At 59.1% G+C, this 24,970-nt stretch carries 24 protein-coding genes and 1 pseudogene; 9 read left to right on the forward strand and 16 right to left on the reverse strand.

All coding sequences use genetic code 11. The annotated features are described in order from the left end of the window. Positions 1 to 139: 139 nt before the first annotated feature. Positions 140 to 865 carry a helix-turn-helix domain-containing protein gene (locus AC6BYQ_RS08140; protein ID WP_498056667.1) on the reverse strand — a complete coding sequence of 242 codons (726 nt, stop codon included), beginning with the start codon at positions 863 to 865 and terminating at the stop codon, positions 140 to 142. A gap of 742 nt (positions 866 to 1,607) precedes the next feature. Between AC6BYQ_RS08140 and AC6BYQ_RS08145 the strand changes: the two genes are divergently transcribed. The 5 genes from AC6BYQ_RS08145 (at position 1,608) to AC6BYQ_RS08165 (ending at position 8,270) form a co-directional block, all read left to right on the forward strand. Beyond that, a complete protein-coding gene (locus tag AC6BYQ_RS08145) occupies positions 1,608 to 2,492 on the forward strand; it encodes a helix-turn-helix domain-containing protein (RefSeq protein WP_498056668.1) in 885 nt (294 codons plus the stop codon). Between the two features lie 487 nt (positions 2,493 to 2,979). After that, positions 2,980 to 3,153 carry a hypothetical protein gene (locus AC6BYQ_RS08150; RefSeq protein WP_154746484.1) on the forward strand — a complete coding sequence of 58 codons (174 nt, stop codon included), beginning with the start codon at positions 2,980 to 2,982 and terminating at the stop codon, positions 3,151 to 3,153. Between the two features lie 447 nt (positions 3,154 to 3,600). Then, complete coding sequence (locus AC6BYQ_RS08155; RefSeq protein WP_498056669.1) at positions 3,601 to 5,946, forward strand: membrane-bound PQQ-dependent dehydrogenase, glucose/quinate/shikimate family; 2,346 nt, start codon at positions 3,601 to 3,603, stop codon at positions 5,944 to 5,946. Between the two features lie 188 nt (positions 5,947 to 6,134). After that, entirely contained in the window at positions 6,135 to 7,775 is a 1,641-nt protein-coding gene (locus AC6BYQ_RS08160) for a Na+/H+ antiporter (protein ID WP_063917892.1), read from the forward strand. A gap of 252 nt (positions 7,776 to 8,027) precedes the next feature. Further along, entirely contained in the window at positions 8,028 to 8,270 is a 243-nt protein-coding gene (locus tag AC6BYQ_RS08165) for a hypothetical protein (protein WP_498056670.1), read from the forward strand. A 7-nt stretch (positions 8,271 to 8,277) separates the two neighbouring features. On the opposite strand, the gene nadS is transcribed toward AC6BYQ_RS08165, so the two are convergent. The 3 genes and pseudogenes from nadS to AC6BYQ_RS08180 form a co-directional block, all read right to left on the reverse strand. Continuing rightward, the gene (gene nadS, locus AC6BYQ_RS08170; RefSeq protein ID WP_154746488.1) at positions 8,278 to 8,574 is read right to left on the reverse strand and encodes a NadS family protein; all 297 of its coding nucleotides are present in this window, start codon (positions 8,572 to 8,574) and stop codon (positions 8,278 to 8,280) included. 37 nt (positions 8,575 to 8,611) lie between these two features. Continuing rightward, a pseudogene (locus AC6BYQ_RS08175) lies at positions 8,612 to 8,925 on the reverse strand (type II toxin-antitoxin system RelE/ParE family toxin). Between the two features lie 64 nt (positions 8,926 to 8,989). Beyond that, complete coding sequence (locus tag AC6BYQ_RS08180) at positions 8,990 to 9,619, reverse strand: alanyl-tRNA editing protein (RefSeq protein ID WP_063917890.1); 630 nt, start codon at positions 9,617 to 9,619, stop codon at positions 8,990 to 8,992. A gap of 85 nt (positions 9,620 to 9,704) precedes the next feature. On the opposite strand from AC6BYQ_RS08180, the gene AC6BYQ_RS08185 reads away from it, so the two are divergent. Continuing rightward, positions 9,705 to 10,640: a LysR family transcriptional regulator gene (locus AC6BYQ_RS08185; RefSeq protein WP_080494312.1), complete on the forward strand. Its 936-nt coding sequence runs from the start codon at positions 9,705 to 9,707 to the stop codon at positions 10,638 to 10,640. Here AC6BYQ_RS08185 and alkB read toward each other — a convergent pair. Then, positions 10,623 to 11,270 carry a DNA oxidative demethylase AlkB gene (gene alkB / locus AC6BYQ_RS08190; RefSeq protein WP_019452474.1) on the reverse strand — a complete coding sequence of 216 codons (648 nt, stop codon included), beginning with the start codon at positions 11,268 to 11,270 and terminating at the stop codon, positions 10,623 to 10,625. The two genes, AC6BYQ_RS08185 and alkB, sit on opposite strands and share 18 nt — an antisense overlap. A gap of 139 nt (positions 11,271 to 11,409) precedes the next feature. Between alkB and rarD the strand changes: the two genes are divergently transcribed. Then, positions 11,410 to 12,288, forward strand: a complete 879-nt coding sequence (rarD, locus tag AC6BYQ_RS08195) for an EamA family transporter RarD (RefSeq protein WP_498056671.1) — start codon at positions 11,410 to 11,412, stop codon at positions 12,286 to 12,288. Between the two features lies 1 nt (position 12,289). Here rarD and dhbA read toward each other — a convergent pair whose 3' ends face one another. The 11 genes from dhbA to citC form a co-directional block, all read right to left on the reverse strand. Continuing rightward, positions 12,290 to 13,048, reverse strand: coding sequence for a 2,3-dihydro-2,3-dihydroxybenzoate dehydrogenase (gene dhbA / locus AC6BYQ_RS08200; protein WP_498056672.1), 759 nt, complete (start codon positions 13,046 to 13,048; stop codon positions 12,290 to 12,292). A 101-nt stretch (positions 13,049 to 13,149) separates the two neighbouring features. Beyond that, on the reverse strand, positions 13,150 to 14,340 hold the full coding sequence (locus AC6BYQ_RS08205; RefSeq protein WP_498056673.1) for an isochorismate synthase: 1,191 nt from the start codon (positions 14,338 to 14,340) through the stop codon (positions 13,150 to 13,152). 190 nt (positions 14,341 to 14,530) lie between these two features. Further along, complete coding sequence (locus AC6BYQ_RS08210) at positions 14,531 to 15,223, reverse strand: 4'-phosphopantetheinyl transferase family protein (RefSeq protein WP_019452470.1); 693 nt, start codon at positions 15,221 to 15,223, stop codon at positions 14,531 to 14,533. Between the two features lie 161 nt (positions 15,224 to 15,384). Then, entirely contained in the window at positions 15,385 to 16,614 is a 1,230-nt protein-coding gene (gene agp / locus AC6BYQ_RS08215) for a bifunctional glucose-1-phosphatase/inositol phosphatase (RefSeq protein WP_498056674.1), read from the reverse strand. Positions 16,615 to 16,760: 146 nt separating this feature from the next. Then, positions 16,761 to 18,224: an anion permease gene (locus AC6BYQ_RS08220; protein ID WP_004940821.1), complete on the reverse strand. Its 1,464-nt coding sequence runs from the start codon at positions 18,222 to 18,224 to the stop codon at positions 16,761 to 16,763. 25 nt (positions 18,225 to 18,249) lie between these two features. Further along, complete coding sequence (citG, locus tag AC6BYQ_RS08225) at positions 18,250 to 19,134, reverse strand: triphosphoribosyl-dephospho-CoA synthase CitG (protein ID WP_498056675.1); 885 nt, start codon at positions 19,132 to 19,134, stop codon at positions 18,250 to 18,252. Beyond that, positions 19,115 to 19,663: a citrate lyase holo-[acyl-carrier protein] synthase gene (gene citX, locus AC6BYQ_RS08230; RefSeq protein WP_498056676.1), complete on the reverse strand. Its 549-nt coding sequence runs from the start codon at positions 19,661 to 19,663 to the stop codon at positions 19,115 to 19,117. Before citX ends, citG begins: the two co-directional genes overlap by 20 nt. A 3-nt stretch (positions 19,664 to 19,666) precedes the next feature. Further along, a complete protein-coding gene (citF, locus tag AC6BYQ_RS08235; RefSeq protein WP_004940815.1) occupies positions 19,667 to 21,172 on the reverse strand; it encodes a citrate lyase subunit alpha in 1,506 nt (501 codons plus the stop codon). Further along, complete coding sequence (gene citE, locus AC6BYQ_RS08240; protein WP_044030873.1) at positions 21,172 to 22,092, reverse strand: citrate (pro-3S)-lyase subunit beta; 921 nt, start codon at positions 22,090 to 22,092, stop codon at positions 21,172 to 21,174. The genes citF and citE overlap by 1 nt, the downstream gene beginning before the upstream one ends. After that, the gene (citD, locus tag AC6BYQ_RS08245) at positions 22,076 to 22,384 is read right to left on the reverse strand and encodes a citrate lyase acyl carrier protein (protein ID WP_019452464.1); all 309 of its coding nucleotides are present in this window, start codon (positions 22,382 to 22,384) and stop codon (positions 22,076 to 22,078) included. Before citD ends, citE begins: the two co-directional genes overlap by 17 nt. Then, complete coding sequence (citC, locus tag AC6BYQ_RS08250) at positions 22,384 to 23,454, reverse strand: [citrate (pro-3S)-lyase] ligase (RefSeq protein WP_498056677.1); 1,071 nt, start codon at positions 23,452 to 23,454, stop codon at positions 22,384 to 22,386. The genes citD and citC overlap by 1 nt, the downstream gene beginning before the upstream one ends. 313 nt (positions 23,455 to 23,767) lie before the next feature. Between citC and dpiA the strand changes: the two genes are divergently transcribed. After that, positions 23,768 to 24,454, forward strand: a complete 687-nt coding sequence (dpiA, locus tag AC6BYQ_RS08255; RefSeq protein ID WP_004940807.1) for a two-component response regulator DpiA — start codon at positions 23,768 to 23,770, stop codon at positions 24,452 to 24,454. A gap of 102 nt (positions 24,455 to 24,556) precedes the next feature. Next, positions 24,557 to 24,970 (forward strand): sugar-binding domain-containing protein (locus AC6BYQ_RS08260; RefSeq protein WP_498056678.1); only part of this gene is annotated, 414 nt, incomplete at its 3' end.

Below are 24,970 nucleotides of genomic sequence, written 5' to 3' on the forward strand. Positions count from 1 at the left end.
TTCGCTCTCCCCACCGCAGCCTGAGCACCAGGCTACGCGCATGCCATCCCAATAGGGCATTGGGAGGCCTGAAAAAAATTGTCAATGATATCAAGGCAAAAATCAGACAGCGCGCTTCGGCCCGAGCAACAAGCCCGGATCATTTAATCGGTATGAAATACCACATGCTGATGTCATCCTTTTCACCCGGGCAATGATCGTGGATTTTAAAGATGACGCTCTCGGTAATGGAGATATCCAATGAGGCCAGAACACCTTCATAGGCAGACAGGATGAACTCGCTTTCACTCATCTTGTGCTCATTACGCCGGATTGCAAGGTACCTTGCCGATGAGTTGTACAGACCACAGGTTATTGGGTCCTTGTAGTTTATCTTCATCTGTCCCCGGATCATGACCGGAGACAACAGTTGCACCTGCCTTTTTTTCTCGTAATACTCGTGCAAATTCAAGTGCACGATACTGCTGGGAAAGGGCTCTTTGTCGAAAGCAATAATCGGTTGATAATTGACAAAAGGCCAGTGGCTCATGGTTCTAAATGTTCGCGGCGGACAACCGAATTGATTTGAAAAGGCGCGGCTAAATGATTGTTGAGAACTAAATCCAGACAGTAAGGCAATTTCATAGATCTTCATATCCGTACGTTTCAACAGCAACGTCGAGCGGCTCAGCCTGCGTTTTCTGATGTAAGTCCCTATCTTCATCCCTTGATATAAATAGAACATCCGCTGCAAATGCCCAATGGAATATCCTGACTTGACGGATAACGCTCTAATTGAAACATGGCTTTGAGTATCTATCGCCTTTTCAATGATGCAGATTATTTCGTCTAAAATATTGCGTCTGAACTCGTTAGAACAATCCATAGTAAAGCCTGTCATCTTGCTATATTTATTATTGAATGCATTTCTCTTTTTTTAGCATCAGAAAACCGTTAAGTTTGCTTCCTATTGAAAAATGGCATCCCCATACTTGTTCAAATATATCCATGCGTCAGACGGCGCGAACAACCTGTCCATGACCATAGGATGGCCATTCACCTTTCGCGCAAGTTGAAATTCTCAGGCAAGTCGCATCTAATAACGCCAATAATGGCATCAAGACAAAAACACGTTATGGAATTACCTCCGTGATACCCAATTTGGATTAGATATTATTTTACAGCGCAGCCTTAGGCCTATTTACTCCTTAACCACTCACCCTTAAACATAGCATAGTTAATTATTTCGATTGTAAAAGATGTTACTGTCAATAAATTGGCAGACATATAGAGTTTTTATCTATCAATGAATAAAAAGTGCGCTTCTGCTCCCCGTACCCTATCCTGTCAGGATCGGACGCAACGACAAAAAACAAATAAAAATCAATTAATTATAAAATCACACTATCTGAGTCACGCCATCTGCCGTCTCTCGCCCTACCCAGTTAGTTGCCAAATGACACTTTTGAGTACATTTTTCTCAGTTTGCCGCGTTAATATTGCGTGCGTTCTATACTCAGGATATTGCCTAAAAAAGCGAATGAATCAGGCCGCTGTCGCTGATTACCGATAAAGCGTTATTTTACCTGACGCAACCATTAGGCAGATAACTAAAAGGAAGCTCCCGCATGTTTATAACCAAAGTCATTGAGGAGCTGCTCGCCTGGGTCGAGGAAAGTGGGTTCAATGAGAAGCTCACTGTTGAGATGCTTTCAGAAAAAAGCGGATACTCACGTGGGCATATCCAGAAAGCCTTTAAAGATGAAACGGGAATGACTTTCGGCAACTATGTGAGGGGCAGAAAACTCATTCGCGCCGCATTTATGCTGAAAGCGACAAACCTCTCCATTTCCCATATCGTTAATGAGTTGAAATTTCAGTCATATCAATCATTTGGCCGAGCGTTTCGCAAGCAGTTCAGAACGTCGCCGATGCAGTACCGCAAGAGCAAATCCTGGGACGTCTCCTCCGCCATCCCCTTGCTGTTTCTCGATGGCATACCCGAACATCACTATGTCCACCTGCCAAAATTTTTTGATGAATCAGGGGATTGTATCGATGCTGAGATCTATCACTTCCACCCCGCGGTTTCGGCGCTGCGATTGGCGGCAATTGATAAAATGCAAGCAACAGACGGCGGCATGATTAATTTTTTTAACTTCGGTGCAAGTGCCAACAAAGAGAACCACGTTAGCATCTATTTGAAGACGACCTATGTTCCTGAAGGCGCTGATATCAGCAGCGTTCTTGCCTCGCTGGCCGAGGCTCAGGAAAAAAAGGATATGCAACTGTTTGCCGAATTCACTTTTAAAGGCGCGAGCGATGAAGCGCAACAGTTCACGCAAAGCATTTACACCAAATCATTCCCGATAAATAAAGTGGGCATGGTCGATCGCTTCCTCATCGAAATCCTTAGTCCAATAGGCAATGGCGAAATAGCGATGAAGACCTATATCCCTATTTTATTCCCTGCCAGGAAAAGAGAAATAAATGGAGCGAAAATGCCAGAATAACCGGCACGTCAATGTCGACCTCAGGCTTTACTAATGCAATCTATATCAATCAGTAAAAATCATATTGAGCTTGCGAGCGGCATCACGCGCGCACGTTAAAACAGAGCAAACTTTAGGACTTATCCAATTGGAAAGCCCATCAACATCATTTTGCAAACCGAGCCCGGTCTCTATCTTGTGGCCATGGTAATGGCTGAACGTTTATCTGCGGATAAATCACCGCAATGTGACTAACATACCAATACCTTATATATCAATGAGTTATATTAATTTACCTTTCGTGCGGGCTGAGTTACAACTTATTGTTTTAATTGGATTTATTGAAAAACCCCGATCGCATCATACCGCCTGACGTCCGCTTTACCCCGCTCCCCCCTCTTGTAGACATCCCTAAACAGGGAAGATATTTTATTTCCACGATGCCTGTATTCACCGGTGCTATTAACATGCCTTAAACAAGAGTAAACCCCGTCAGGAAAATAGAATTATGAGCACTCACGCATGGTCAAAAAATTTAAAAAAACACTACCCCGATGTTAATGTGGAAAAAGTGACTATCGGCGACCGCGGGAAAGGTTATATTGTCTATGTCGATGGTGAGAGAATGGCGTTGAATCATTTTTTTCGCCGTTTTTATCGACACCGGCTTGATAAAGAATGAAGTTTCACACTGAATTTATCGAGTTATGAAAATCGGTAAAAGCCTGTTATTTAAAATAGCACTGCATTGCGCATCACTCTAAATAATTAGCCCAAAGAGGCCCTTTCATCAGGCGCACATATCGTCTAACAGAGTATTAAATTCGCCGTAATACTGAAAGCCGCGCCGTTCAGCAACGGTTTTCAACCCGGTATTAAATGATGCGATAAGCCATACGTTAATCACGTACGCGCCCTCATTGCTCAATAAAACCTTTATCTCGCTCGGGCGGCGGATCCAGGCCGCCATTCTGCGCCATGAAATGGAAAACGAAACAAGACCTTAACAGCCATAAAGCGTTAGTGAACCGTCTCAAGGCGATGAAAGTGCCTTTCATGCCGGCATTTTCGCGTATTGAGAGCGATGGAATGATGATCCCAATGGGATTGACAGGTCAAAGGAAAACATATGATTAGAACATCGGTTGTAAAGAGAGCTTTAATAATCACGTTCTTTTGCTTGCTGGTTTTTTCGGGCGTTGCGTTGACCGTGGGCGGCGTTTGGCTCATTGCCCTCGGCGGCTCGTTTTACTATGCCATTGCAGGGATAGGTTATGCCGCAGCCGCGATACTGGTGTTTAAACGCAACAAACAGGGTTATCACTTAACCATTGCGCTGTTCTTCATCACGACGCTGTGGGCGCTTTGGGAATCCGGGCTCAACTACTGGGCGCTGTTCCCTCGTCTGCTGGTTCCCGCGGGCCTTTCTATCATCGCCGCATTTTTACTTCCCTCGCATCTGTACAGCGCTAAGGGAAAAAAACAGGCTTACGTTGCCGGTACGGTTTTATCCGTTGCATTCGTTGCTTTCTTTAGCGGCGCCTTTTTCCCCCATGGAGCGATAACGCCTGCTGACAACGCAACCTTTATCGAGAGCAAAAGCGATAATGCCCCTGCGGATTGGAGCGCCTATGGCCGCACGACGGAAGGAACGCGCTATGCGCCGTTTAATCAAGTGAACCGTTCCACAGTCAAAGATCTCAAGCTCGCCTGGGTTTACCGGACCGGCGATTTCAGGCCGGGCGTCGATCAGAACACCCCGCTGGCCATTGATGATTTGGTCTATAACTGCACGCCCAACGGGCTGATTACCGCCATCGATGCCGATACGGGCAAAGCGCGTTGGCAGTTTGACTCGCATTCCACATCCCCGGTCTGGCAGCGCTGTCGCGGGCTGGGTTACTACCAGAATGAGGATGCGGCGCCAGGCTCTGTGTGCGAAAAAACGATCATTCATACCACAATCGACGCCCGCATCATTGCGCTGGATGCCAAAACAGGCCAGAAATGCCCCTCATTCGGTCAAAACGGCGAGGTTAACCTCGGCCAGCATATGGGGAAAATCGAACCTGGATTTTACTTCCAGACGTCAGCGCCAACTATCGCCCGGGGGAAAATTATCGTCGGCGGTTGGGTCATCGATAATGTGATGAAAGGGGAGCCTTCCGGCGTCATCAGAGCGTTTGACGCCAAAACCGGCGAGTTGGACTGGGCGTGGGACTTAGGCAATCCGGCGATCGCCAAAACGCCGCCGCCCGGAAGCACCTATACCCGCGGCACCCCGAATATGTGGACCACCGCCGCCTATGATGACAAATTGGGTTTGTTGTACGCACCGCTCGGCAACGCGACACCCGACTATTACGGCATGAACCGCCCTAAAAACTCGGACGACTACAACTCATCCATTGTCGCCATCGATATTGAAACGGGCCGCGAGCGCTGGAAATTCCAAACGACCCACCACGATATCTGGGATTACGATCTCGCCTCCCAGCCCGCCCTGGTGGACGGCTTCGACGATCGGCATAATCCGGTGCCCGTCCTCCTGTTGGGCACTAAACGCGGGCAGATTTTCTACCTGAACCGTGAGACAGGCCAGCCGCTGGCGCAGGTTGAAGAGCAAGCCGTACCGACCCAAGGCGCCGTTCCGGAAGAAAAACTCTCACCGACCCAGCCGTTTTCTGTCGGCATGCCGACCATCGGCGCCGAACACCTTACCGAAGAGAAAATGTGGGGCACCACCCTGTTTGATCAAATGGCATGCCGCATCTTGTTCAAACGGATGAATTATCAGGGGGCCATGACCCCAATCAGCACGCGGCCCACGCTCGAGCAGCCCGGCAATATAGGCGGTCTCAACTGGGGCAGCATGTCGATTGATCCGGTGAACCACATGGCTTACATGAACGATGTGCGGATCCCGAATGTGTTCTGGTTAGTGGCGCGCGATAACTATGAGCGCGTCGCGAAACAGTATCCGCAGAAAGTGATCGACGGCCATGGGCCATCGCCCATGATTGGCACGCCATACGGTATGATCACGCTGATGTGGATGTCGCCGCTCGAGGTGCCTTGTAACCAGCCCCCTTACGGCACCATCACCGCCGTCGATTACAAAAACAAGAAAATTGCCTGGCAAATCCCTGCCGGCACCGCCGAAAAAATGGGGCCGTTGGGCATCAGGTCACACCTGCCAATGCCCGTCGGCATGCCCACCTATGCGGGCACCATGACGACAGCCGGCGGCCTGGTCTTCTTCGCCGGCTTCCAGGACTACTATCTGCGGGCCTACAACAGCAGCACCGGTAAGGAGGTCTGGAAGTACGCGCTGCCGGTCGGCGCGAGCGCCACGCCGATGAGCTATGTTTCGCCGAAAACCGGCCGGCAATACATCGTGATTGTGGTCGGCGGCGCGGCGCACTCGCAAGAAACCGGCGATTACGTCATGGCGTTTGCGCTTCCTGAATCCTGACCCCGTTCCCCCGGCCGATCGAATCTGCCGGGGGACACTACACGATACTCTGACGGCCGCTATCGATGGCCGCCCTGGAGCCATACATAGCTTATCCGCCTGCAGAAGGACGGGCCTGTCGGGGCGGCAGCCACCAGGCAGGCAGCGCCTGAAAACGGCGAGAAAAATTAACCAACCAAAGGTTCACGATGGAAACATTCTTCACCATATTAATCTTATTACTCACCGTCTCGTTGTCCGGCATCGTGACGAGAATATTTCCATTCCAAATTCCCTTGCCGCTGGTGCAAATCATCGTCGGCGCCGTTTTGGCCTGGCCGCAATTTGGCCTGCACATCGACTTCAACCCCGAACTTTTCTTGATGCTGTTTATCCCTCCTCTGCTGTTTGCCGACGGATGGAAAACGCCGGCGCAAGAGTTTATTCATTACGGCAGAGAAATACTGAGCCTGGCTTTGGTGCTGGTGATCATCACGGTGGTGGGGGTGGGCTATCTGATTCACTTGCTGCTTCCGTCTATCCCTCTCGCGGCCGCGTTTGCCCTGGCCGCCGTCCTGTCGCCTACCGATGCCGTCGCGCTTTCCGGCATCGTCGGCAAAGGGCGCATGCCCAAGCCGGTCATGCGCGTGATCGAAGGCGAGGCGCTCATGAACGACGCTTCCGGTTTGGTTTCCCTTAACTTTTCCATCGCCGTTGCGCTCGGCGCATTGGCCTTCACCTGGGAAAGCGCCTTTCTGACCTTTCTGCAGGTCTCTATTGGCGGGGTGCTCTGCGGCATTGTTATCGTCGTTTTATATAATCAAATGGTTAAATTCATCCACAGATGGATGTACAACGACTCGGCTACGCAGATTGTCTTCTCTTTGCTGCTCCCCTTTTCTTGTTACCTGATAGCGGAAAAGATCGGCGTCTCCGGCATTCTGGCTGCCGTCAGCGCCGGCATGATGATTGGCCAATCCAAAGTGAATCACAATATGCCGCTGGTGCGTTTGCGCACCAATAACATATGGGAAATGCTCGAGTTTATCTTTAACGGCATGGTGTTCATTTTGCTCGGGCTGCAGCTGCCGGGCATCCTGAACTTCACCCTGGCGCAAACCGATATGGATCATTCCGTCAGTCTGGAGAAACTGCTGGGTTACGTGGCCATCATCTATTTCAGTTTGATCGCGGTACGTTTGATCTGGCTGTGGTTGATGAAATTCGGCAGCGCGAAGCTGATGCGCAAAGATCCGCTGTTATTTTCGAAATTCAGCACGCGCGATCTGTTCGTGGCGTCCTTCGCCGGGGTTCGTGGGGCCGTCACGTTGGCAGGCGTGTTGTCGATCCCGTTGTTCTTGCTCGACGGTTCGCCATTCCCGGGGCGCTATCAGCTGGTATTTATCGCTTCTGGCGTCATCTTGCTGTCGATCGTCGTCGGCATACTCACCTTGCCTTTGCTATTGCGCGGCAACCCGCCGCCTGAAGAGGATCAGGAAGAAGCGTTTTCAGTCTCAGAGGCGCTGGCGAGTGCCGCCATCAAAGCGGTTAATGAAACGAAGGAAAAGCTGATCGATACTCCACCGGACGACGCAACGCCAGAGTTGATTGAAGAAACGACGCGCCGGATGTTGGACGTGCTGCAGCGAAAAATCCTGACCAAGGACGATATTAAAAACATCGTGGCGCTGAAACGGCTCGAAAGGCAGCTGTACCTGGCTTCTTTGCACGCAGAAAGGGAAGAACTGTATCGATTGCGCCGCATGAAAAAAATCAGCCATGAAAAGCTGAGAAAGCTGCTGCATCGAATTGATATTACCGAAGTGCTGATCTCTGAAGACAGTGTCTGAACCGATGCGCAAAAGACGCATCCTCTCAAACCGATGAGCCTCGGTCTGGCGGCAATCACGGCCCTGCGGGGTACGATTGCCGCCGAAAAACCGCCGTCGTGCAACAAAAAAGCCGGCGATATGACGCCGTTTTCCTCTCCCGGCGCAGGCGACGGCGCCCTGTCCTCTCTTCGTTACCTTGTTTCCGGGTGCCGCTTGGCAGGGCATTTATTCTGTTATAATGTATCAGAAATTAACGAAGGGAAGACGACGATGAAAATCCAGCTGTCGCTGCTGTTTCTCAGCCTGTTGGCCGGCAAGGCCGCGGCGTTTCAGTCGAAGGTGCCCGAGCCGCGTCCCGAGCAGGCGCGCGCGGCGGAGCAAAACATCGAAAATCTGTTTTACGGCTTTCACGCCATGGACGCCCAGGCGGTGAACATCGGCAGCTGCGCGGCGGTGCCAGTGGCGGGATGCCAATGCACGTTCTGCACCCAGCTGCGGCAGGCCGGGCGCTGAACATGATTTAAATCACCAGCAATTCATCAAGCAAAGCGGGATTCCGCTCAATCAGCAGCAGAAGCTTCAAGGCCGAGCCCGAGGGAATACGGCGTTCCTGCTCCCAGCTTTGCACCAATCCCACGCTGGCCCCCACCGCTTTGGCAAACTCGGCCTGTTTCATTCCACTGGATTTACGCAGCAACTTAACGTCCGGAATGGCATGACGATGGACATGCTCGGACTTTGGCGTCATCTTACCCTTTTCGATCGCCACCATTTCGCTCATGCTGCTGACCAAATCGTCGAAAAGTTCTTTTTTCATAATGCCCTGATTCCTTCGTCACGCAGTTTCGCCATCGCTAATCAAGTTGTTGAACGATGGATCTCAATATCGCCTTTTCCTGTTCGGATAAATCATCCTTTTCATTTTTACGATATATCAATAACAAGTACACTCGGCCGCTGGCGGCCGTCAGATAATAGATCACTCTAACGCCACCGCGTTTTCCCTTTCCTTCCAACCCCCAGCGTATCTTTTTGCATCCGCCCGTGTGGCTGATCGTATCCCCGTCATGGTGATTCAGCTTTGGAAAGCCTGAAAGTCATCATCCTTCATCAATTCGGCCCGCTTTCTGCTGAAAACGGTCGTTTCGATAAACTCCAGATAGTCCATTATCGTCGCCTCCTGCGATCTTTCCCTCCAGGCTACTCGTACAGGGTACGACAATCAAGTTTATTCAACCCAGCTCATACTGCACGATCAGCTGCCCTTTCTTCATTTTGACGCCGGTGACGATCACCGCCCCTATCTCGGCCAGCGTGGCGACATGGGTGCCACCGCAGCCGTAAGCGGGCAGCTCGCCGAAACCCACCTGGCGCATGCCGTCCACCGCCTGTTGGCGACGCGGCAGATCGGCGGCGATCAGATGCGCCAGCTCCGCTTGTAAAACATCCGCCTCGATCGTCTGCGCGTCTGCCCCCGGCGTAAACGTGATGCGGCCTTCCCCCGGCCAATGATGCGCCTTGACTGGCCGCCACCCCCGGCCTTCGCCCAGCCAGCCGATCAGATGTCCGCCGGAGTGCCAACGGGCATGCAGCCGGCGTTGCGCTTCATCGATGCGCATCGTAACCGGCCCGATCGGCAGCGGCGCGGCGGTAAAGTGCACCACCTTATCCCCCTGCTGCTGCACCCGCACGACGGCGACGTTGTCCAACGTTCCCACGTCGGAGGGCTGGCCGCCGCCCTGCGGGTGAAATAGCGTGGCGTCGAGCTCTACGGCGTAAGCGCCCGCCTCGGCCGGCGCGCAGCTCAACACCTGTGCCTGGCCCTGTAACTCGTCGCTGTAGTAATAACGTCGTTCGGTCATCATTTTTCTCCTCGATTCAGGAAGCCATTATATTCATGTCATAATCAGAGGATAATCCGTCGCCATCACAATGGACCTTTGCGTCATGAGCACAAATCTTTCTTACGCCCTGTTGGCCGAAATGGCCGTTTTCGTCCAGGTGGTGGAGAGCGGCAGCTTTTCCGCCGCCGCCCGTAAGCTGGGTGCTTCGCCTTCCGCCGTCAGCCGCAGCGTGGCGAAACTCGAGCAGGCGCTGGCGCTGCAGCTGTTGCACCGCACCACCCGCAAGCTGCGGCTTAGCGAAAGCGGCGAAGAGGTGTTTCAACACTGCCGCGCCATGCTGGCGGCGGCCGAGGCGGCGATGGCGATCGGCGGGCGCGGCGCCGCGGAGCCCGAAGGGTTGGTCAGCATCAGCGTCCCCAAGGCGGTGGGTCGTTTCGTGCTACATCCGCACATGCCGGCGTTTCTGCGGCGCTACCCGAAGGTAGACGTCAGGCTGCGGCTGGAAGATCGCTATATGGATCTTATCGACGATCGGGTCGATCTGGCGCTGCGCATTACCGATCGCCCGTCGCCCGGTTTGATCGGCCGCCAGTTGATGAGAATAGACCATCTGCTGTGCGCCACGCCGGATTATCTGGCGCAGCACGGCACGCCGCAGCACCCGCACGATCTGACGGCACACAGCTGCATCTATCTGGGAGAGACGCCGAGCGATGCGCAATGGAAATTCCGCCGCAGCGGCAAAACGGTGACGGTCAACGTGCGCGGCCGCTACGCCGCCAACCACACCGGCGTGCGGCTGGACGCAGTGAAACAGCATATCGGCATCGGCAGCCTGCCGTACTTTACCGCCCGCCAGGCGCTCGAAGACGGCGAGATCGTGCAAGTGTTGCCGGAATGGGATTTTCTCAGCAGCTATCACGGCGGCCTGTGGTTGCTGTACGTGCCCAACCAGCATTTGCCGCCCAAACTGCGGGTATTCATCGACTATCTCGTCGCCTGCCTGGCGCAGGAACCGCAGCTACAGCGCCTTGCGTAGCGTAATGTTGATGCGGTGCGGCCCCACCAGCGAGTGGTAGCCTTCTTTGACCGGCAGGATGCCGTGGAAGCAGAGCCGCGCCGGGCCGCCCCATACCACCACGTCGCCGTGCGCCAACGGGATGCGCCGCGCCCGGTCGCTGCGCTGCAAGCCGCCGAACTGAAACACCGCCGGCAGCCCGAGCGAAACCGAGACGATCGGCGCCCCGAAGTCATGTTCGTCCTTATCCTGATGCAGCGACAGCTTGCTGCCCGGATCGTAGCGGTTCATCAGGCAAGAGTCCGGCACGAAGGGGCCGAAGCCCGCCTGCTGTGCGGCCTCGTCGGCCAGCGCCATCAGGATGGGGGGAATAGCCGGCCAGCGCTTGCCGCTGCGCGCGTCGCGCTCCGAATAGCGATAGCCACGGCTGTCGCTGGTCCAGCCGTTGCCGCACCAGCTCATCGCCACCGACATCACATGCCCGCCAGGGGTGGTCAAATGCCGCCATGGCACCTGAGCCACCACGCCCTGCACCGCCGCCAGCAGTTCCGGCCCGTGATCGCGCACGAAGCCGTGCATCACCACCGCGCCAGGAGCGATCTCTTCCCGCCACGGCGGCGGCAGTGCGTCTTCAAAAAGATCGATTGTCATCGTCAAAGCCTGTATGAATACACAGTATTAATTGTAACCCGCTGCCGTCGATTGTCCAGCGCCCGGCAACGCCATTGTCGTTGGCGGCAAATTTCTCTACAGTAGCCGCCATAAAATCAATCACTCACCAGGAATGCGTGTGATTAAGGGCATCACTCTTTCGGTCGTCGCCTCCATCTTGTTCGGCGCGATGTATTACTTCACCTCTACCCTCACCCCGCTGAACGGCGAACAGGTTTACGGCTGGCGCACGCTGCTGACGCTGCCGTTCCTGACGCTATTCATGGCGTTGTCCGGCGATTGGCGCAAGGTGGCCGACACGCTGGGCTGGATCGGCCAACGGCCGCTGCGGCTGCTGGGCCTGCTGCTCACCTCGGCGCTGCTGGGGGTGCAGCTGTGGCTGTTCCTGTGGGCGCCGCTGCACGGCAAGGCGCTAGACGTGTCGCTCGGCTATTTTCTGCTGCCGCTGACCATGGTGCTGGCGGGGCGCCTGATCTATCGCGATCGGCTGTCGCTGCTGCAAAAACTGGCGGTGGCGTGCGCTATGGTAGGGGTAGGCAATGAGCTGTATCAGGCGGGCGGCGTCTCATGGCCGACGCTGGTGGTGGCGCTGGGCTATCCGCTCTACTTTATTTTGCGGCGCCGTTTCGGCACCGACAACCTCGGCGGACTGTGGTGCGAGCTGGCGCTGATGCTGCCGGCGGCGGCCTGGTTCGCTTTCGGCGACCACGGCGCGGCGGCACTGCAGGTCAATGCCGAGCTGTATTGGCGCATTCCGTTGCTCGGCGTCATCAGCGCCGTGGCGCTGGTGTGTTACATCCTCGCCAGCCGCCTGCTGCCGTTCAGTCTGTTCGGCCTGCTGAGCTATGTGGAACCGGTGCTGCTGGTGATCGTCGCGCTGCTGCTCGGCGAGAGCATCAGCCAAAGCGAATGGCCGACCTATCTGGCGATCTGGCTGGCGGTGCTGCTGCTGGCGGCGGAAGGCGCGCAGCACCTGCTGCGCCGCCAGCGGGTCTGACTCAGGCGGCCAGCGTGGCGCCGCCGTCGATCACGATATCCTGCATGGTGATGTGGCTGGCCAAGTCGGAGGCCAGGAACAACACCGCGTTGGCGATCTCGTCCGGGCGGGCGATTTTACCCAGCGGGATCCCCAGTTTGAACATCTCGGGGAGGCCGGCAATAGTGCGCTGCTGCGCATCGTCGGTCTGCCACATGCCGCGCTGCATCGGCGTGTCGGTCGAGCCCGGCGACACCAGATTGCAGCGCACGCCGAACGGCGCCATCTCCAGCCCCACGCAGTGGTTCAGGCTGGTCAGCGCCGCCTTGGAGGCGCAGTAGGCCGCCATCTGCGCGCGCGGCACGTGCGCAGCGTTGGAGCCGACGCTGACGATCGCCCCACTGCGCTGCGCCTTGAAGTGCGGCAGCAGCGCGCGGAACAGGTAAAACGCCCCCGAGGCGTTGACGTTGATGCACTGATGCCAGTCATCCACGCTCAGATCTTCGGTATTGCCCATGCGCAAAATGCCGGCGGCGTTGACCAACACGTCCAGTCGCGGGTTCTCCCCCAGCTGTTGGCGGCACACCGCCTCCACCTGTTCCGGCCGGCTGATGTCCAGCGTCACGCAAGGGTAAGGCAGATCCGGGTTGGCGAATTCGCGGTCAAATCCCACCACCTCAGCACCCTGAGCCAAAAAGTGCCGGGCGATCTGCTCGCCGATGCCGCGCGCCGCGCCGGTCACCCACACCCGTTTGCCGGTGAAATCCATCTGAATGCTCATGCGCACACCGCCATCCGGGCGCACAGCCGGGTCATGTTGTTGTTCATCGTTGTCTCCTGCGAAAGCGTATGGCGCGGCGCACACTGCGCCGCAAAGAGGCCCTACAGCGCGCCGCTGTTCAGGCCGAAAGCGTTGAGCATGGTGCCCAGTTTGGCGGCGGTTTCCATCCACTCGGACTGCGGCGTCGAAGCGGCGACGATGCCCGCGCCGGCGAACAGCCGCACCCGGTTACCGTGCAGCAGACCGCTGCGGATGACGATCGCCCACTCGCCGTCGCCGTTGGCGTCGCACCAGCCGACGATGCCGCTGAACAGGCCACGATCGTGCGGCTCCAAATCGGCGATCAGCTGGCGGGCGCTCTCGGTCGGGAAACCGCACAGCGCCGGTGTCGGATGCAGCAGACAAGCCAGCTGCATCACGTTGAGCGTCGGGTTCAGCAACTCGCCGCGAATGCGGGTGGACAGGTGCCACATGGTGCCGGTGCTGAGCAGCGACGGGCCGCTGGGCACGCTCAGGCTGGCGCACAGCGGTGCCAGATGCCGGCGAATATCCTCTATCACCAGCTTGTGTTCGTATTTGTCTTTGGTCGAGCGCATCAGGCGCTCGCTACCGAGGCGATCCTGCTGCGCATCGTCCTGACGGCGCGCCGAGCCCGCCAGCGGATTGGTGTGGATCTCGCCGCCCTGCTTGCGGATCAGCAGTTCCGGGCTGGCGCCGATCAGCACGCCGCCATCGGCCAACGGCAGGGAAAAGTGATAACCGGTCGGGTTCTGCACCATCAGGTTATTGAAGATCTGGTGGCCCGCCACCGGCTGCTCCAGCTCGATGTCGAGGATGCGCGACAGCACCGCCTTGTCCAGCTTGCCTTGTTTAAAGCGGCTTACCGCTTCCGCCACCGCATGCTTGAAGCGCGGCTCGTCCGGAATGCTGGTGCAGGCAGCAAGACGATGCGGCTGTTGCAGCATCGGGCGCGCGGCGTGGGTAAAGCTGTCGTTGGCGACAAACTGGCAGTTTTCAGGCACATACAGGCAGGAAGGCCGGCGCGTATCGAACGGAATGGCACCCACCACCACCGGTGCCGCCTGGCCGGCGGCTTTGGCGCGCGCCAGCGCCTCGCGGATATGCTGCGCCAGCGCGCTGCCTTCCTGTTCGCCGCCGAACGCCGGCGTCTCAATGCGCTCGAACACGCCGTCGGCGGAAAGGGAACGGAATTCGGACCGGTACAAAAAGGTCGATTGCTCGGCGTACACAAACCCGGGGAAGGTTTGGTTTTCTGTCGTCAGTGTCGCCACAAGACCACTCCTTTGTTGCGCCTCACCAATGATAATGTTTATGCGAATAATTATCATTAGCCATAAAAAGGATGGTAAATTACACCGGATCCCCACCGTGGGTCAATCACCGGTGAATGAATCTTTCGGCGCGCCGCGGCAAATCCGCGTTACGGCACAGAAATAAATAACACACTGTTATTATTGTGTTTTAGCAAAAAATAAAGGTCGTGACGTCGTCACCTTCACGCCAAAAACGCCCGCTGAACCGGCGCCCGGCGGGGCAATGCGGCGTCAATGTCTTAAGCAGCTCTAATACGAACGTCTGCCGCTGCACGTCCACGGCCGTCATGCGCGCATCAAGAAAGTCAAAGTAACAGCGCACCTGCGGATAAAGCGTCTTGAACAGGCTCTCTTTGGCGGAAAACGTCAGAGTCAGCAGCGCGTTGAACGGCAGCGCCTCGCGCAGCAACGCCTCGCGCTCCGTCGGCGAAACGATCGCCCCCCACAGCTCCTCCGCCCGCTCGTCAGACAGCAGCGTCTCCACATCCAGCCCAACGCCGCCCAGCCCGCTCTCGCGGTGCACGGCGCACAGCGCGGTATTCGAATTATGGCTCAGCGCACCGGCGATGCCAGCCGGCCACTGCGGCGCGCGATCTTCGCCGCGCGCCAGAGTGAAATCGACGAAACCGAGCGGCGCCAACAGCTGCCGCGCCAGAACGCGTCCGGCCAGATACTCCGCACGGCGCTTCGGCACCGCGCGCGCCAGATGATCCGGCAGCGTAAAGCCCAATGCAGAAAAACTGTCGTCGTGATACTCCGCCAACGCAAACTGGCAGCGCGCCACCTGGCCCGGATAACCGTCCGGCGTGAAAAAGTCGATATTGCGGATAAAAGTGGGCAACGGCAGTATCCATGATAAGCAGGCAGGCTGATGATGTTAGCCCCCGAAACGGCCTGCAACAATGACTCTGGGCAAAATAAATGGCGTTAAGGCCGGCACGGCGGCGCGTTAGCCGGGATGGGAAGAGGCCTCTCCCCCGCGGTCGGGAGAGAGGCTGGGCATTACAAGATGCCCTTCATGGTCTTTTCGAAATCGCTCCAGGCGCAGAAACCGTCCTTGTCGATCGGGCAACCTTTCAGCGCCAGCGTTACGCGCTGCGGCGGGGTTTGCAGCGTCAGCGGCGTCGCCTTGCGCAGCTGTTCGGTGGACTGATAGACGTACTCGATCTTCAGCAATTCACGGTCGTTCTGCGCGTCGCGCCAGCGTTGGAACACCAGCTTGCCGCCGATCGGCGTTTTCTCATACTGCTGCGGCAGCTGATACGGCTGGAACTGCATGGCCGACAGCAGCGAAGCGATATTGGAGTCGTGGCCGACCAGCACCGTCAGCTTCGGCGCGTCCGGTTTGCGCTCGCCGAGCAGCGCGTTGTTGATATAAGTCAGCAGCGGTTTGGCGACGTTTTGCGCCACCACCGGCGAGGTGAACAGCGAATCCTGATAGCCGTCTTTCAGCTGCGCCAGCTGTTTCCACTGATGCGGGGTGGCGATTTTGCCCCAGGCCACCTCTTTCATCGGGAAACCTTCGTAGTACTGCAGCATAAAGGCGTCCACCAGCGAGTTGCCCACCCGCAGCGGGCCGGAGACGCCCGGCTCTTTGCCCGGCACCGCGCTCATCACGCTGGCTTCTTTGGTCAGATCGCAGTGTTTGTCGGTCTTGCAGGCGGCGGAATCCTTGTAATCGATGATCTTCGCCAGCTGTTGGTAAGAGGCGTCCAGCTTCAGCGATCCCAGCGCGGCGTTCATCGCCGCCAGCGCCTGCTGGTTGAAGGCTTCGCTGGTGTCGGTAATGATCGGGTTGAAGGTCGGATCCATCTCGCCCATCTTGTCCTGATGGTGCACGCTGACGTCGCAGCCCGGGAACGCGCCGTTGCTGAAGAACTGCGCGGTGGCCACTGTGCGCTGCAGACTGTTGGCATAGACATACACGCTACCGGCGGCCGGGCAGCCCTCTTGCGGCAACAGGCCGGTCTGCTTCAGCCAGGCATTGAAGTAGTGCCCCATGTACACTTCCAGCACCCCGCCCTTGGTGGTCAGCTGGCCGCCCGGCGTTTCCCAGGCCGGCCAGGCCTTCGGCGTAGACTGCGCCAGCACGCTGCCGTTATTGGCCAGCGGCGCACGCAGGTTATGGCGGCTCATCACCAGCACCTGTTCCAGTTGATAACCGCCGGCTTCCGCCAGCGCGTTCCCGGTGAATAACAAAGGCAGGCACAGCAATAACGTTTTTTTTCTCATCCGCAGAGGCTCCCGGAAAATGATTATTTTTAAGGTGTTAGCGTTTGCCTGAGTATGATGGCGGGGTTAGTGTGACAAGTGTGTGACAGGGTTCACGGGAAAAGATCGTACCAGCGGCCACCGGGCGGCGGCCGCTGTAGTTCAACTCAGTACCACAGGCTCATGATCGGCCAGCCGATCAGCAGCAGCGCGGCGATGTACACCACGCCGAGAATGCCGCCCAGACGCCAGTAGTCTTTCGATTTCACGTAGCCGCAGCCGTAGATGATAACCCCCGGCCCGGTGGCGTACGGCGTCAGCACGCCCATGATGCCGATCGACAGCACCAGCAGCATCGACAGTTGCTCCATCGGCACGCCCGGCAGCCCTTTCCCGACCGCCAGGATCACCGGCAGCATGGTGGCGGTGTGCGCCGACAGGCTGGCGAACAGATAGTGGGCAAAGTAGAACACCAGCACCAGCGCCACCACCGTCATGTTCGGCGAGAAGCCGTCCAGATGGGTGCTCATGGTCTGAGCGAACCAGTCGATAAAGCCGGAGCGCGTCAGGCCGTTGGCCATCACCACCAGCGTCGCCAGGTTAACCAGCGTGTTCCAGGCGCTGGAATATTTGGTGATCTCTTTCCACGACACCACGTGCAGCGCCAGCATCAGCGACACCGCCAGCAGACACACCGCGGTGGCGTCCAGCATTTTGCCGCCAAACACCCACAGGCACAGGCTGAGCAGCACCAGGCCGATCAGGGTGTATTCCTTGCGCGTCAGCTTGCCCATTTCCCCCAGCGCGGTATCCGCCCAGGCGGCCACTTCGCTGCTGTGGGTCACGCCCGGTTTGTACAGGTAATAGGAAATCAGCGGCGCGATGATCAGCAACAGCAGACCGACCGGCAGGAACGCCAGGAACCACTGCATCCAGCTGATGTGCACCCCGGCGATCTTGCCGACGAACTCGATGCCCAGCACGTTCGGCGCAGCGCCGGTGACGAACATCGAGGAGCTGATGCTGGTGCCGACCACCATCATCCACATCAGGTAACCACCGATGCGGCGCGAGGAGGGATCGTTAGGGAAAGAGTCGAACAGCGGCGGCAGGTTTTTCACCACCGGGAACACGGTGCCGCCGGTGCGCGCGGTGTTGGACGGCGTGAACGGCGCCAGCAGGATATCGATGATCACCACCGCATAGCCCAGCGTCAGCGTGCGCTTGCCCATGAACTTCACCAGGAACAGCGCGATGCGCCGCCCCAGCCCGGTGGCCTCGTAGCCCAGCGCGAAGATAAAGGCGCCGAACACCAGCCAGACGGTGGTGCTGGAGAAACCCGCCAGCCCCCATTTCAGCGCCTCTTTGCCGGCCTTGAAGCCCGGCTCCGCCAGTTCCTGCGCGCCGAACAGCACCCAGTTGGCGCTGAGCACGCTGACGGTCACCGCGATAAAGCTGATGGCGGTGGCCGGGATCGGCTCCAGAATCATGCCGACGATCATCGCCACGAAGATGGCGAAGTAGTGCCACGCCTGCGGCGGCATGCCGTCGGGCACCGGTATCAATAACAGGATCGCGAGCACCGCCAGCGGCGCTATCGCTTTCCAGATCTTTTCCTGGGTTTGGGACATGGGGACTCTCCTGAAGGCTTGGTTATTATTCTTGGGCACCCAGCTGCGCCAGCAGCCAGGTCACTATCAACAAGTCGGCGCTGCCGCCGGGGCTGAGGTTGCGGGCAATGCAGTCGGCATCGAAGCGCCGCAGGCGCGCCAGGCCAGCCTCCCCGGCCGAGCCACCCTGCGCCAGCAGCAACGCCGCCCGGCGCCGTAGCCAGCGCAGTCCGAGCATGCCGCCGCGCGAGGCGACGTTGGTGTCACCGTTGTGGGCCATCAGCCACAGCAGACTGTCCAGCAGCGCCCGCTGCTCGTCGCCGTCAGCGGCCAACCGTTGCCGATACAGCGGCAGCGCGCCGTCCAGCACCAGCCGAAAACCGGCTTCCGCCTCGCCGCGCGCGCCGCTGAGGCCGTAGGCAGCGAACAGCCGCTGGCCGGCGGTCTGCCCGGCGTTGTTGCGTCGCAGCTCGCGCTCCACCAGCCCCCGACACATCGCCGCCGTTTCGGCGCACAGCGCCGCTGCGCCGATGGCGCGCCCCTGCTGCTGCAGACGGCCGAAGGCGGCGCACAGCAACCCGAGCGAGAACACGCTGCCTTTGTGGGTGTTAATGCCGCCGGTGGCGCGAAACATCTGGTTTTCGCAGGCCAGGCCCAGCGGCCGCAGCCGCGCCAGCTGCTGCTCTGCCGGCAGAGCCGCGTCTTCGCGCCCGCGTTGGATAAAGCGCGGCAGCCACACGCCGATGGCGCGGGCGCTGCGGTAAAAATGCCCGAGATCCATGTCGCGGTGGGCGCCGGTGTTATGGCGATCCACCAGCCCCGGCTTGGGCGTGAGGTTGACTTCCACCAGCAGCGCGCGAAAGGCGGCGCGGGCGAAGTCGCAGGCCGGTTCGGCACGGCGGGCGGGCAGATTAATCGGCAGAGATCGCATCGTTGAACATCCTTTCCATTTCATGCAGCAGTTGCTCGCTGCTATGCCGCCGCTGGCGGGCGCAGATCTTGGCCGGTTGGCCGCACAGCAAACAGCGCCGTTCCGGCAGGCCGATATCGCGGCGCGACAAAATGCGCCCCTGCGTATCCAGCACGTCGATGTCCCACAGCCGGCCGATCGGGCGGCTCACCTCCAGCTGCATGGCGCAGTCCTTCACCCGCTGGGCATCGGTGCGCAGTGCCACAAACCCTTCGCAGCCGGTGGAGAGCGCCAGCGCTTCGGCCTGCGGGCTGGGCCAGCCCTGTTCGGCGCACAGCCGCAGCAGCGCCGCCCACCCCAGGTTGAAGATGCCGCGCGTCAGCGCGCTGTCCTTCACCGGGCCGGGCACCACCAGCGTCAGCACCAGCAGCGTGCACTGGTGCTGCGCCAGCCACGCTTGCTGGCGCGCCTGGCGGCATTCGCGGCTGGTGAGCAGCTCCGGCAGGCTGACCGCGCGTTCGGCGGCCAGTTGGGGATCGACGGCGGCCATCGGTTACTCCGCCACCTGATGCACCACGTCGATCACCGAGCCGTCGCGGTAACGCACCACCGCCACCACCTTGTCGGTAAAGGCGATCGGCTGCGGTTCGCCGGTCAGCTGCAGCGCGCGGGCGCGCAGCCAGTCGATGCTCACCACCTCGAGCCCAGCCTCCCGCAGGCGCTGCGCCAGCTCCGGCCGCGCCGGGTTGACGGCGATGCCGTGGTCGGTCACCAGAATGTCGATGCTGGAGCCCGGCGTGACGCAGGTGGTCACCTGCTCCACCAGCGTCGGAATGCGCCCACGCACCAGCGGCGCGACGATGATCGCCAGCCGCGCGGCGGCGGCGGTGTCGCAGTGGCCGCCGGACGCGCCGCGCAGCACGCCGTCGGAGCCGGTCAGCACGTTAACGTTGAAACCGGTATCGATCTCGAGCGCGCTCAGCACCACCACGTCGAGCCGATCGACCGACGCCCCCTTGGAGCTGAAGTTGGCGTACTGGTTGGCGCTGATTTCGATATGGCGCGGGTTGCGCGCCAGCGAGGTCGCCGCCGCCCGATCGAAGCTCTGCACGTCCAGCAGCTTGCCGATTAGCCCTTTCTCGTGCAGATCCACCATGGTCGAGGTGATGCCGCCGAGGGCGAACGCGGCGCGAATGCCGCGGGCGCGCATCTTGTCCTCCAGGAACCGGGTCACCGCCAACGAGGCACCGCCGGTGCCGGTTTGCAGCGAGAAGCCTTCGGTGAAGTAGCCGGAGCCAGCGATCACCTCGGCGGCGCGGCGGGCGATCAGCAGCTCACGCGGGTTCGAGGTCATGCGCGTGGCGTCGGCGCCGATCTTGTCGGCGTCCCCCACCCGCTCCAGCTGCACGATCAGGTCCACCCGATCCTGCGCCAGGCTGGCGGGATGATGCGGATACGGCACCAGTTGCTCGGTCAACAGCACCACGGTGCCCGCCGCCTCGGCGTCCACCCGCGCATAGCCGAGCGAGCCGCAGCAGGCTTCACCGCTGTAGCCGTTGGCGTTGCCGAACTCATCGCAGGCCGGCACGCCGAGGAAGGCCACGTCTATCTTCAGCTCGCCGGATTCGATCAGGTTGACCCGGCCGCCGTGCGAATGAATTTGCACCGGCTCCGCCAGCAGCCCGCGCGAAACGGCGTCCGCCAGCGGGCCACGCAACCCGGAAGTGTAAATGCGGCTCACCACGCCGTGGCGAATGTGTTCAACCAACGGCGCGTGGCAATCGGTCAGCGAACTGGAGGCCAGCGTCAGGTTGCGGAACCCCATCGCCGCCAGCGTCTCCATCACCTGGTTGAGGGTCAAATCGCCGCCGCGAAACGCATGGTGGAAGGAGATAGTCATGCCGTCCTGCAATCCGCTGCGGCGCACCGCCTCTTGCAAGGAATCGCACAGCTTGAGATCGCGCGGTTTGCGCGCCTGCAGATTGGCCTTGGAGACGTCCTGATAGCCCGGCAGATCCGCCGGGTTGGCGAAGGTCATCAATCGTTGTTGGCGGTTCATCATGCTTCCTCCCCGTGCTGCGCCGGTTCTTCCCGTAAGCCGGACAGCGCGGCGCGCTCCAGCACCAGCCGGGCGCGTTCAATCACCGGGCTGTCGACCATTTTTCCGTTGAGCGACACCACGCCGCGTCCTTCCCGCTCCGCCGCTTCGGCGGCGTCCACCACCCGCTGCGCGTGCGCCACCTCTTTGGCGGTCGGCGCGTACAGGTTGTGCAGCAGCTCAATCTGGCGCGGGTTGATCAGCGATTTGCCGTCGAAGCCGAGCTGTTTGATCAGCGCCGCCTCCTGCAGGAAACCGGCCTCGTTGTTGGCGTCGGAGTAGACGGTGTCGAACGCCTGAATGCCGGCGGCGCGCGCCGCCTGCAGCAGCGAGCAACGGGCGAACAGCAGCTCGATGCCTTCCGGCGAGCGTTCGGTGCGCAGGTTGCGTACATAGTCTTCCGCCCCCAGCGCGATGCCGATAAGACGCGGCGAAGCGTGCGCGATCGCCACCGCGTTGGTGATGCCCTGCGCCGATTCGATCGCCGCCAACAGCCCGGTGCTGCCGACCGGCCGGCCGCAGGCCGCTTCGATGGCGGCAATCTCGCGCTCCATGTCGATAACGTCCTGCGCGCTGTCGGTCTTAGGCAGACGCACGATGTCTGCGCCGCCGCGCACCACCGCCTGCAGGTCCGCCAGGCCGTAGGCGGAGTCGAGCGCATTGACGCGCACGATGGTTTCCACCTCCTGGTACAGCGGGTGCTGCAGCGCGTGGTACACCAGCCGGCGCGCCGCGTCTTTTTCACGCAGGATCACCGAGTCTTCCAGATCGAACATCAGCGCGTCGGCCTGGTAGATAAAGGCGTTGCTGACCATCGCCGCGTTGGCGCCGGGAACGAACAGCATGCTGCGGCGCAGCCGGGTTTTATTCAGCGTTTTCATCTTTCGCCTCCCACGGCAGTTGGCCGCCCTCGCAGGCGCGCATCAGCGCGGTTTCCAGCCGGGCGCGCAGCACGCAGTCCAGCGCGCCTTTGTCGTCAACGATCACCTGCACCGGCTCCACCTCATAGCGCTGCAGCACCTCCAACAGGGTGTGGCGGATCGCCGCGCCGAACTGTTTTTCCACGCTGCTGGCGATCAGCAGATCGTGCTGCGGCCCTTCGGCGGGCGCGATGCGCACCATGACATCGCTGGATTCCAGCGTGCCGGCCATTGCTTCTCGGATAATTTTCATCATTCACCTGATTGTGCGGACTCAAAAGGATGCGGGGCCGCCTTGGCCCGGCGCTGCGTTTGCAGATCCTGCAGGTAGTACAGGGTGTCCGGCGGCACCAGCGGCGCGGCGGCGTGGAAGTCCCCCGCCGCCAGCAGCTTGCGCACCCAGGAGGCGGAGATCGCCGTGCCCTGATATTGCAAACGCTCGATTTCCACCAGCGCGATCGGCGGGCTGGGCAGCGCCGGCGTTTCCAGCCAGTAGCGCATGTCGCGGTTGTATTTCGCGGTCACCGCGCAGAACGGCTCGTTGCCGACGAAGCGGTGCGTAATGCCCAGCGCGGGCGCCAGATACTGGCGGAAGATCTTCAGATCGATTTCGGTGTAACAGTCGTCGGCCACGCCCTGGTCCTTGATGAAGTAACAGGGGAAGGTGGCGCGCGAGATCACGTACTGCGAGCCTTCGTGTACCCTGAGGTTGGGGATATCGGCGGTGCCGGCCAACACCAGTCGGCGGCGGTCTTCATAGCTGAAGCGCGAGGTGTTTTCCTTCACCAGAAACAGGTGCAGCCAGTCGCAGCGCTTGGCCGCCTGACGCACCAGATACTGATGCCCGCGGGTGAAGGGGTTGGCGTTCATCACGATGCTGCCGATGGTGTCGCCCGGCCGGCGCTGGCTCGCCAGTTGGGCGGCATAGCGCTTCAGGCGGCACGGGCTGTTTTCCATCAGCACCACGATGCCTGGCACGGTGGCGATCGGGTAGAAACCGCACTGGCGGAACAGCGGCTCGTTCTGCACCTTGGTGTAGATAAACAGCTGGGTATGGTGCCGCTCGTAGGCCAGGTTCACCAGCTCGGTCGCCAGCGCCAGCGCCAACCCTTCGCCGCGCATCAGCGGACTGATGGCGACGCATTTGATAATATTGTCGGCGATGCCGCCGCAGGCGACCAATTTGTCGTGCTGGGTAACGGTAATAAATATTTCAACCGTAGTGTCGATATTCAGATCGTTACTGCGCAAGAAGGCGCTTATTTCCGAAATCGCTTTATGATCCGATCGCTTTACCCGATTAAATACGGCATCGCCTAACATAACACGCTCTCTGGGTTAACTGACAAACAACAAGTTAAATACAAAAAGGCTTTTTAATTAACATTGACAAGGTTAATTAAAACCTTAAAAACCATGAAGATAAACACGACATCGCACTCGATAAACCAATGGTAAACAGAAAAAAAACGCGGATTATTGACCTATTTCACAAACCGTCCCCGGTTAATAAGTTATTTAATGTTCTTTATTTACTTAATTAATCTTATGGTGTTTATTATTGAGATAATCTTTATTTGACGCCGCAATTTACTTACATTCATTTAGCATCTTGATTGCAATAGTAGGTTTCATTATGGAATGGCTGAACATCCTGATCGTTGAAGACGAAACGCCGCTGGCGGAGATGCATGCGGAGTTTATCCGCCAGAACGGCGGCTGCCGCCAGATTTGGCTGGCCGGTACGCTGGCGCAGGCCCGCGCCATGACCGAACGCTTCAAGCCGGACCTGATCTTGCTGGACAACTTTCTGCCCGACGGCCAGGGCATCACCCTGCTGCGCGAACTGACGCTGAGCGGCTATCGCGGCGGCATCGTGTTCATCACCGCCGCCAGCGACATGGCCACCGTGGCCGAGGCTTTGCGTTACGGCGTGTTCGACTACCTGATCAAACCGCTGGCCTATGACCGGCTGAGCCAAACCCTTCAGCGCTTCAGCCAACGCCGCGAAGCGCTGAAGGACAAGGCGCGCCTCAACCAACGCCGCATTGACGAGATGTTCAACACCTATGCCCGCGGCGAACAGCAGGCGGCGCTGCCCGCCGGCATCGACGAGCTGACGCTGGGCAAGATCCGTGCGCTGTTCGCCGAACCCGCCGCGCGCCACACCGCTGAAAGCGTTGCGCAAAAGATGGGGCTCAGCCGCACCACCGCGCGCCGTTATCTGGAATTTTGCACCGCCGCGCAGCAGCTGCGCGCCGAGATCATTTACGGCAAGGTGGGCCGCCCACAGCGGATCTATCGCGCCGGCGAGCCGCATTAACGGTTATTTGATCGCCCTTGCAAGGTTGCGTGTAACCGCTTTACTTTTTATGCGCCGGTCAGCATCTTGGTGAGCATCACCTAGCCAACTGGACGATCGCCGATGCCTGCTGCGCCCCTTGCTTCCCTGACCGAGATCCTCGCCCGCCGTGACTGGCAAAACCCGGCCTGCACCCACTACCGCCGGCTGGACGCCCACCCGCCGTTCGCCAGCTGGCGCACGGTGGAGGACGCGCGCGACGATGCCCCCAGCGCCAGCCGCAAGTCGCTGAACGGCGAATGGCGCTTCAGCTATTTCCCGCGCCCGCAGGCGGCGCCGGAAGACTGGCTGCAGCAGGATCTGCCGGACGCCGCCCCGCTGGCGGTGCCGGGCAACTGGCAGCTCGCCGGCTACGACGCGCCGATCTACACCAACGTGCGCTATCCATTCCCGGTCGATCCGCCACGCGTGCCGGAAGACAACCCCACCGGCTGCTACTCGCGCACCTTCAGCGTCGATCCGGCCTGGCTGGTCGCC

It is taken from the genome of Serratia sp. LTN-2 (genome assembly GCF_059740205.1).

What these genes read in the sequence shown, in the direction of transcription:
- AC6BYQ_RS08140 (WP_498056667.1), bottom strand. Translation starts at nt 865, where the DNA reads ATGGATTGTTCTAACGAGTTCAGACGCAATATTTTAGACGAAATAATC.
- citD (WP_019452464.1), bottom strand. Translation starts at nt 22,384, where the DNA reads ATGAAAATTATCCGAGAAGCAATGGCCGGCACGCTGGAATCCAGCGAT.
- citF (WP_004940815.1), bottom strand. Translation starts at nt 21,172, where the DNA reads ATGAACCGCCAACAACGATTGATGACCTTCGCCAACCCGGCGGATCTG.
- dhbA (WP_498056672.1), bottom strand. Translation starts at nt 13,048, where the DNA reads ATGAGCATTCAGATGGATTTCACCGGCAAACGGGTGTGGGTGACCGGC.
- AC6BYQ_RS08165 (WP_498056670.1), top strand. Translation starts at nt 8,028, where the DNA reads ATGAAAATCCAGCTGTCGCTGCTGTTTCTCAGCCTGTTGGCCGGCAAG.
- agp (WP_498056674.1), bottom strand. Translation starts at nt 16,614, where the DNA reads ATGAGAAAAAAAACGTTATTGCTGTGCCTGCCTTTGTTATTCACCGGG.
- AC6BYQ_RS08145 (WP_498056668.1), top strand. Translation starts at nt 1,608, where the DNA reads ATGTTTATAACCAAAGTCATTGAGGAGCTGCTCGCCTGGGTCGAGGAA.
- AC6BYQ_RS08220 (WP_004940821.1), bottom strand. Translation starts at nt 18,224, where the DNA reads ATGTCCCAAACCCAGGAAAAGATCTGGAAAGCGATAGCGCCGCTGGCG.
- citX (WP_498056676.1), bottom strand. Translation starts at nt 19,663, where the DNA reads ATGGCCGCCGTCGATCCCCAACTGGCCGCCGAACGCGCGGTCAGCCTG.
- dpiA (WP_004940807.1), top strand. Translation starts at nt 23,768, where the DNA reads ATGGAATGGCTGAACATCCTGATCGTTGAAGACGAAACGCCGCTGGCG.
- AC6BYQ_RS08160 (WP_063917892.1), top strand. Translation starts at nt 6,135, where the DNA reads ATGGAAACATTCTTCACCATATTAATCTTATTACTCACCGTCTCGTTG.
- AC6BYQ_RS08150 (WP_154746484.1), top strand. Translation starts at nt 2,980, where the DNA reads ATGAGCACTCACGCATGGTCAAAAAATTTAAAAAAACACTACCCCGAT.
- citG (WP_498056675.1), bottom strand. Translation starts at nt 19,134, where the DNA reads ATGCGATCTCTGCCGATTAATCTGCCCGCCCGCCGTGCCGAACCGGCC.
- citC (WP_498056677.1), bottom strand. Translation starts at nt 23,454, where the DNA reads ATGTTAGGCGATGCCGTATTTAATCGGGTAAAGCGATCGGATCATAAA.
- AC6BYQ_RS08155 (WP_498056669.1), top strand. Translation starts at nt 3,601, where the DNA reads ATGATTAGAACATCGGTTGTAAAGAGAGCTTTAATAATCACGTTCTTT.
- nadS (WP_154746488.1), bottom strand. Translation starts at nt 8,574, where the DNA reads ATGAAAAAAGAACTTTTCGACGATTTGGTCAGCAGCATGAGCGAAATG.
- AC6BYQ_RS08185 (WP_080494312.1), top strand. Translation starts at nt 9,705, where the DNA reads ATGAGCACAAATCTTTCTTACGCCCTGTTGGCCGAAATGGCCGTTTTC.
- AC6BYQ_RS08180 (WP_063917890.1), bottom strand. Translation starts at nt 9,619, where the DNA reads ATGACCGAACGACGTTATTACTACAGCGACGAGTTACAGGGCCAGGCA.
- alkB (WP_019452474.1), bottom strand. Translation starts at nt 11,270, where the DNA reads ATGACAATCGATCTTTTTGAAGACGCACTGCCGCCGCCGTGGCGGGAA.
- citE (WP_044030873.1), bottom strand. Translation starts at nt 22,092, where the DNA reads ATGAAAACGCTGAATAAAACCCGGCTGCGCCGCAGCATGCTGTTCGTT.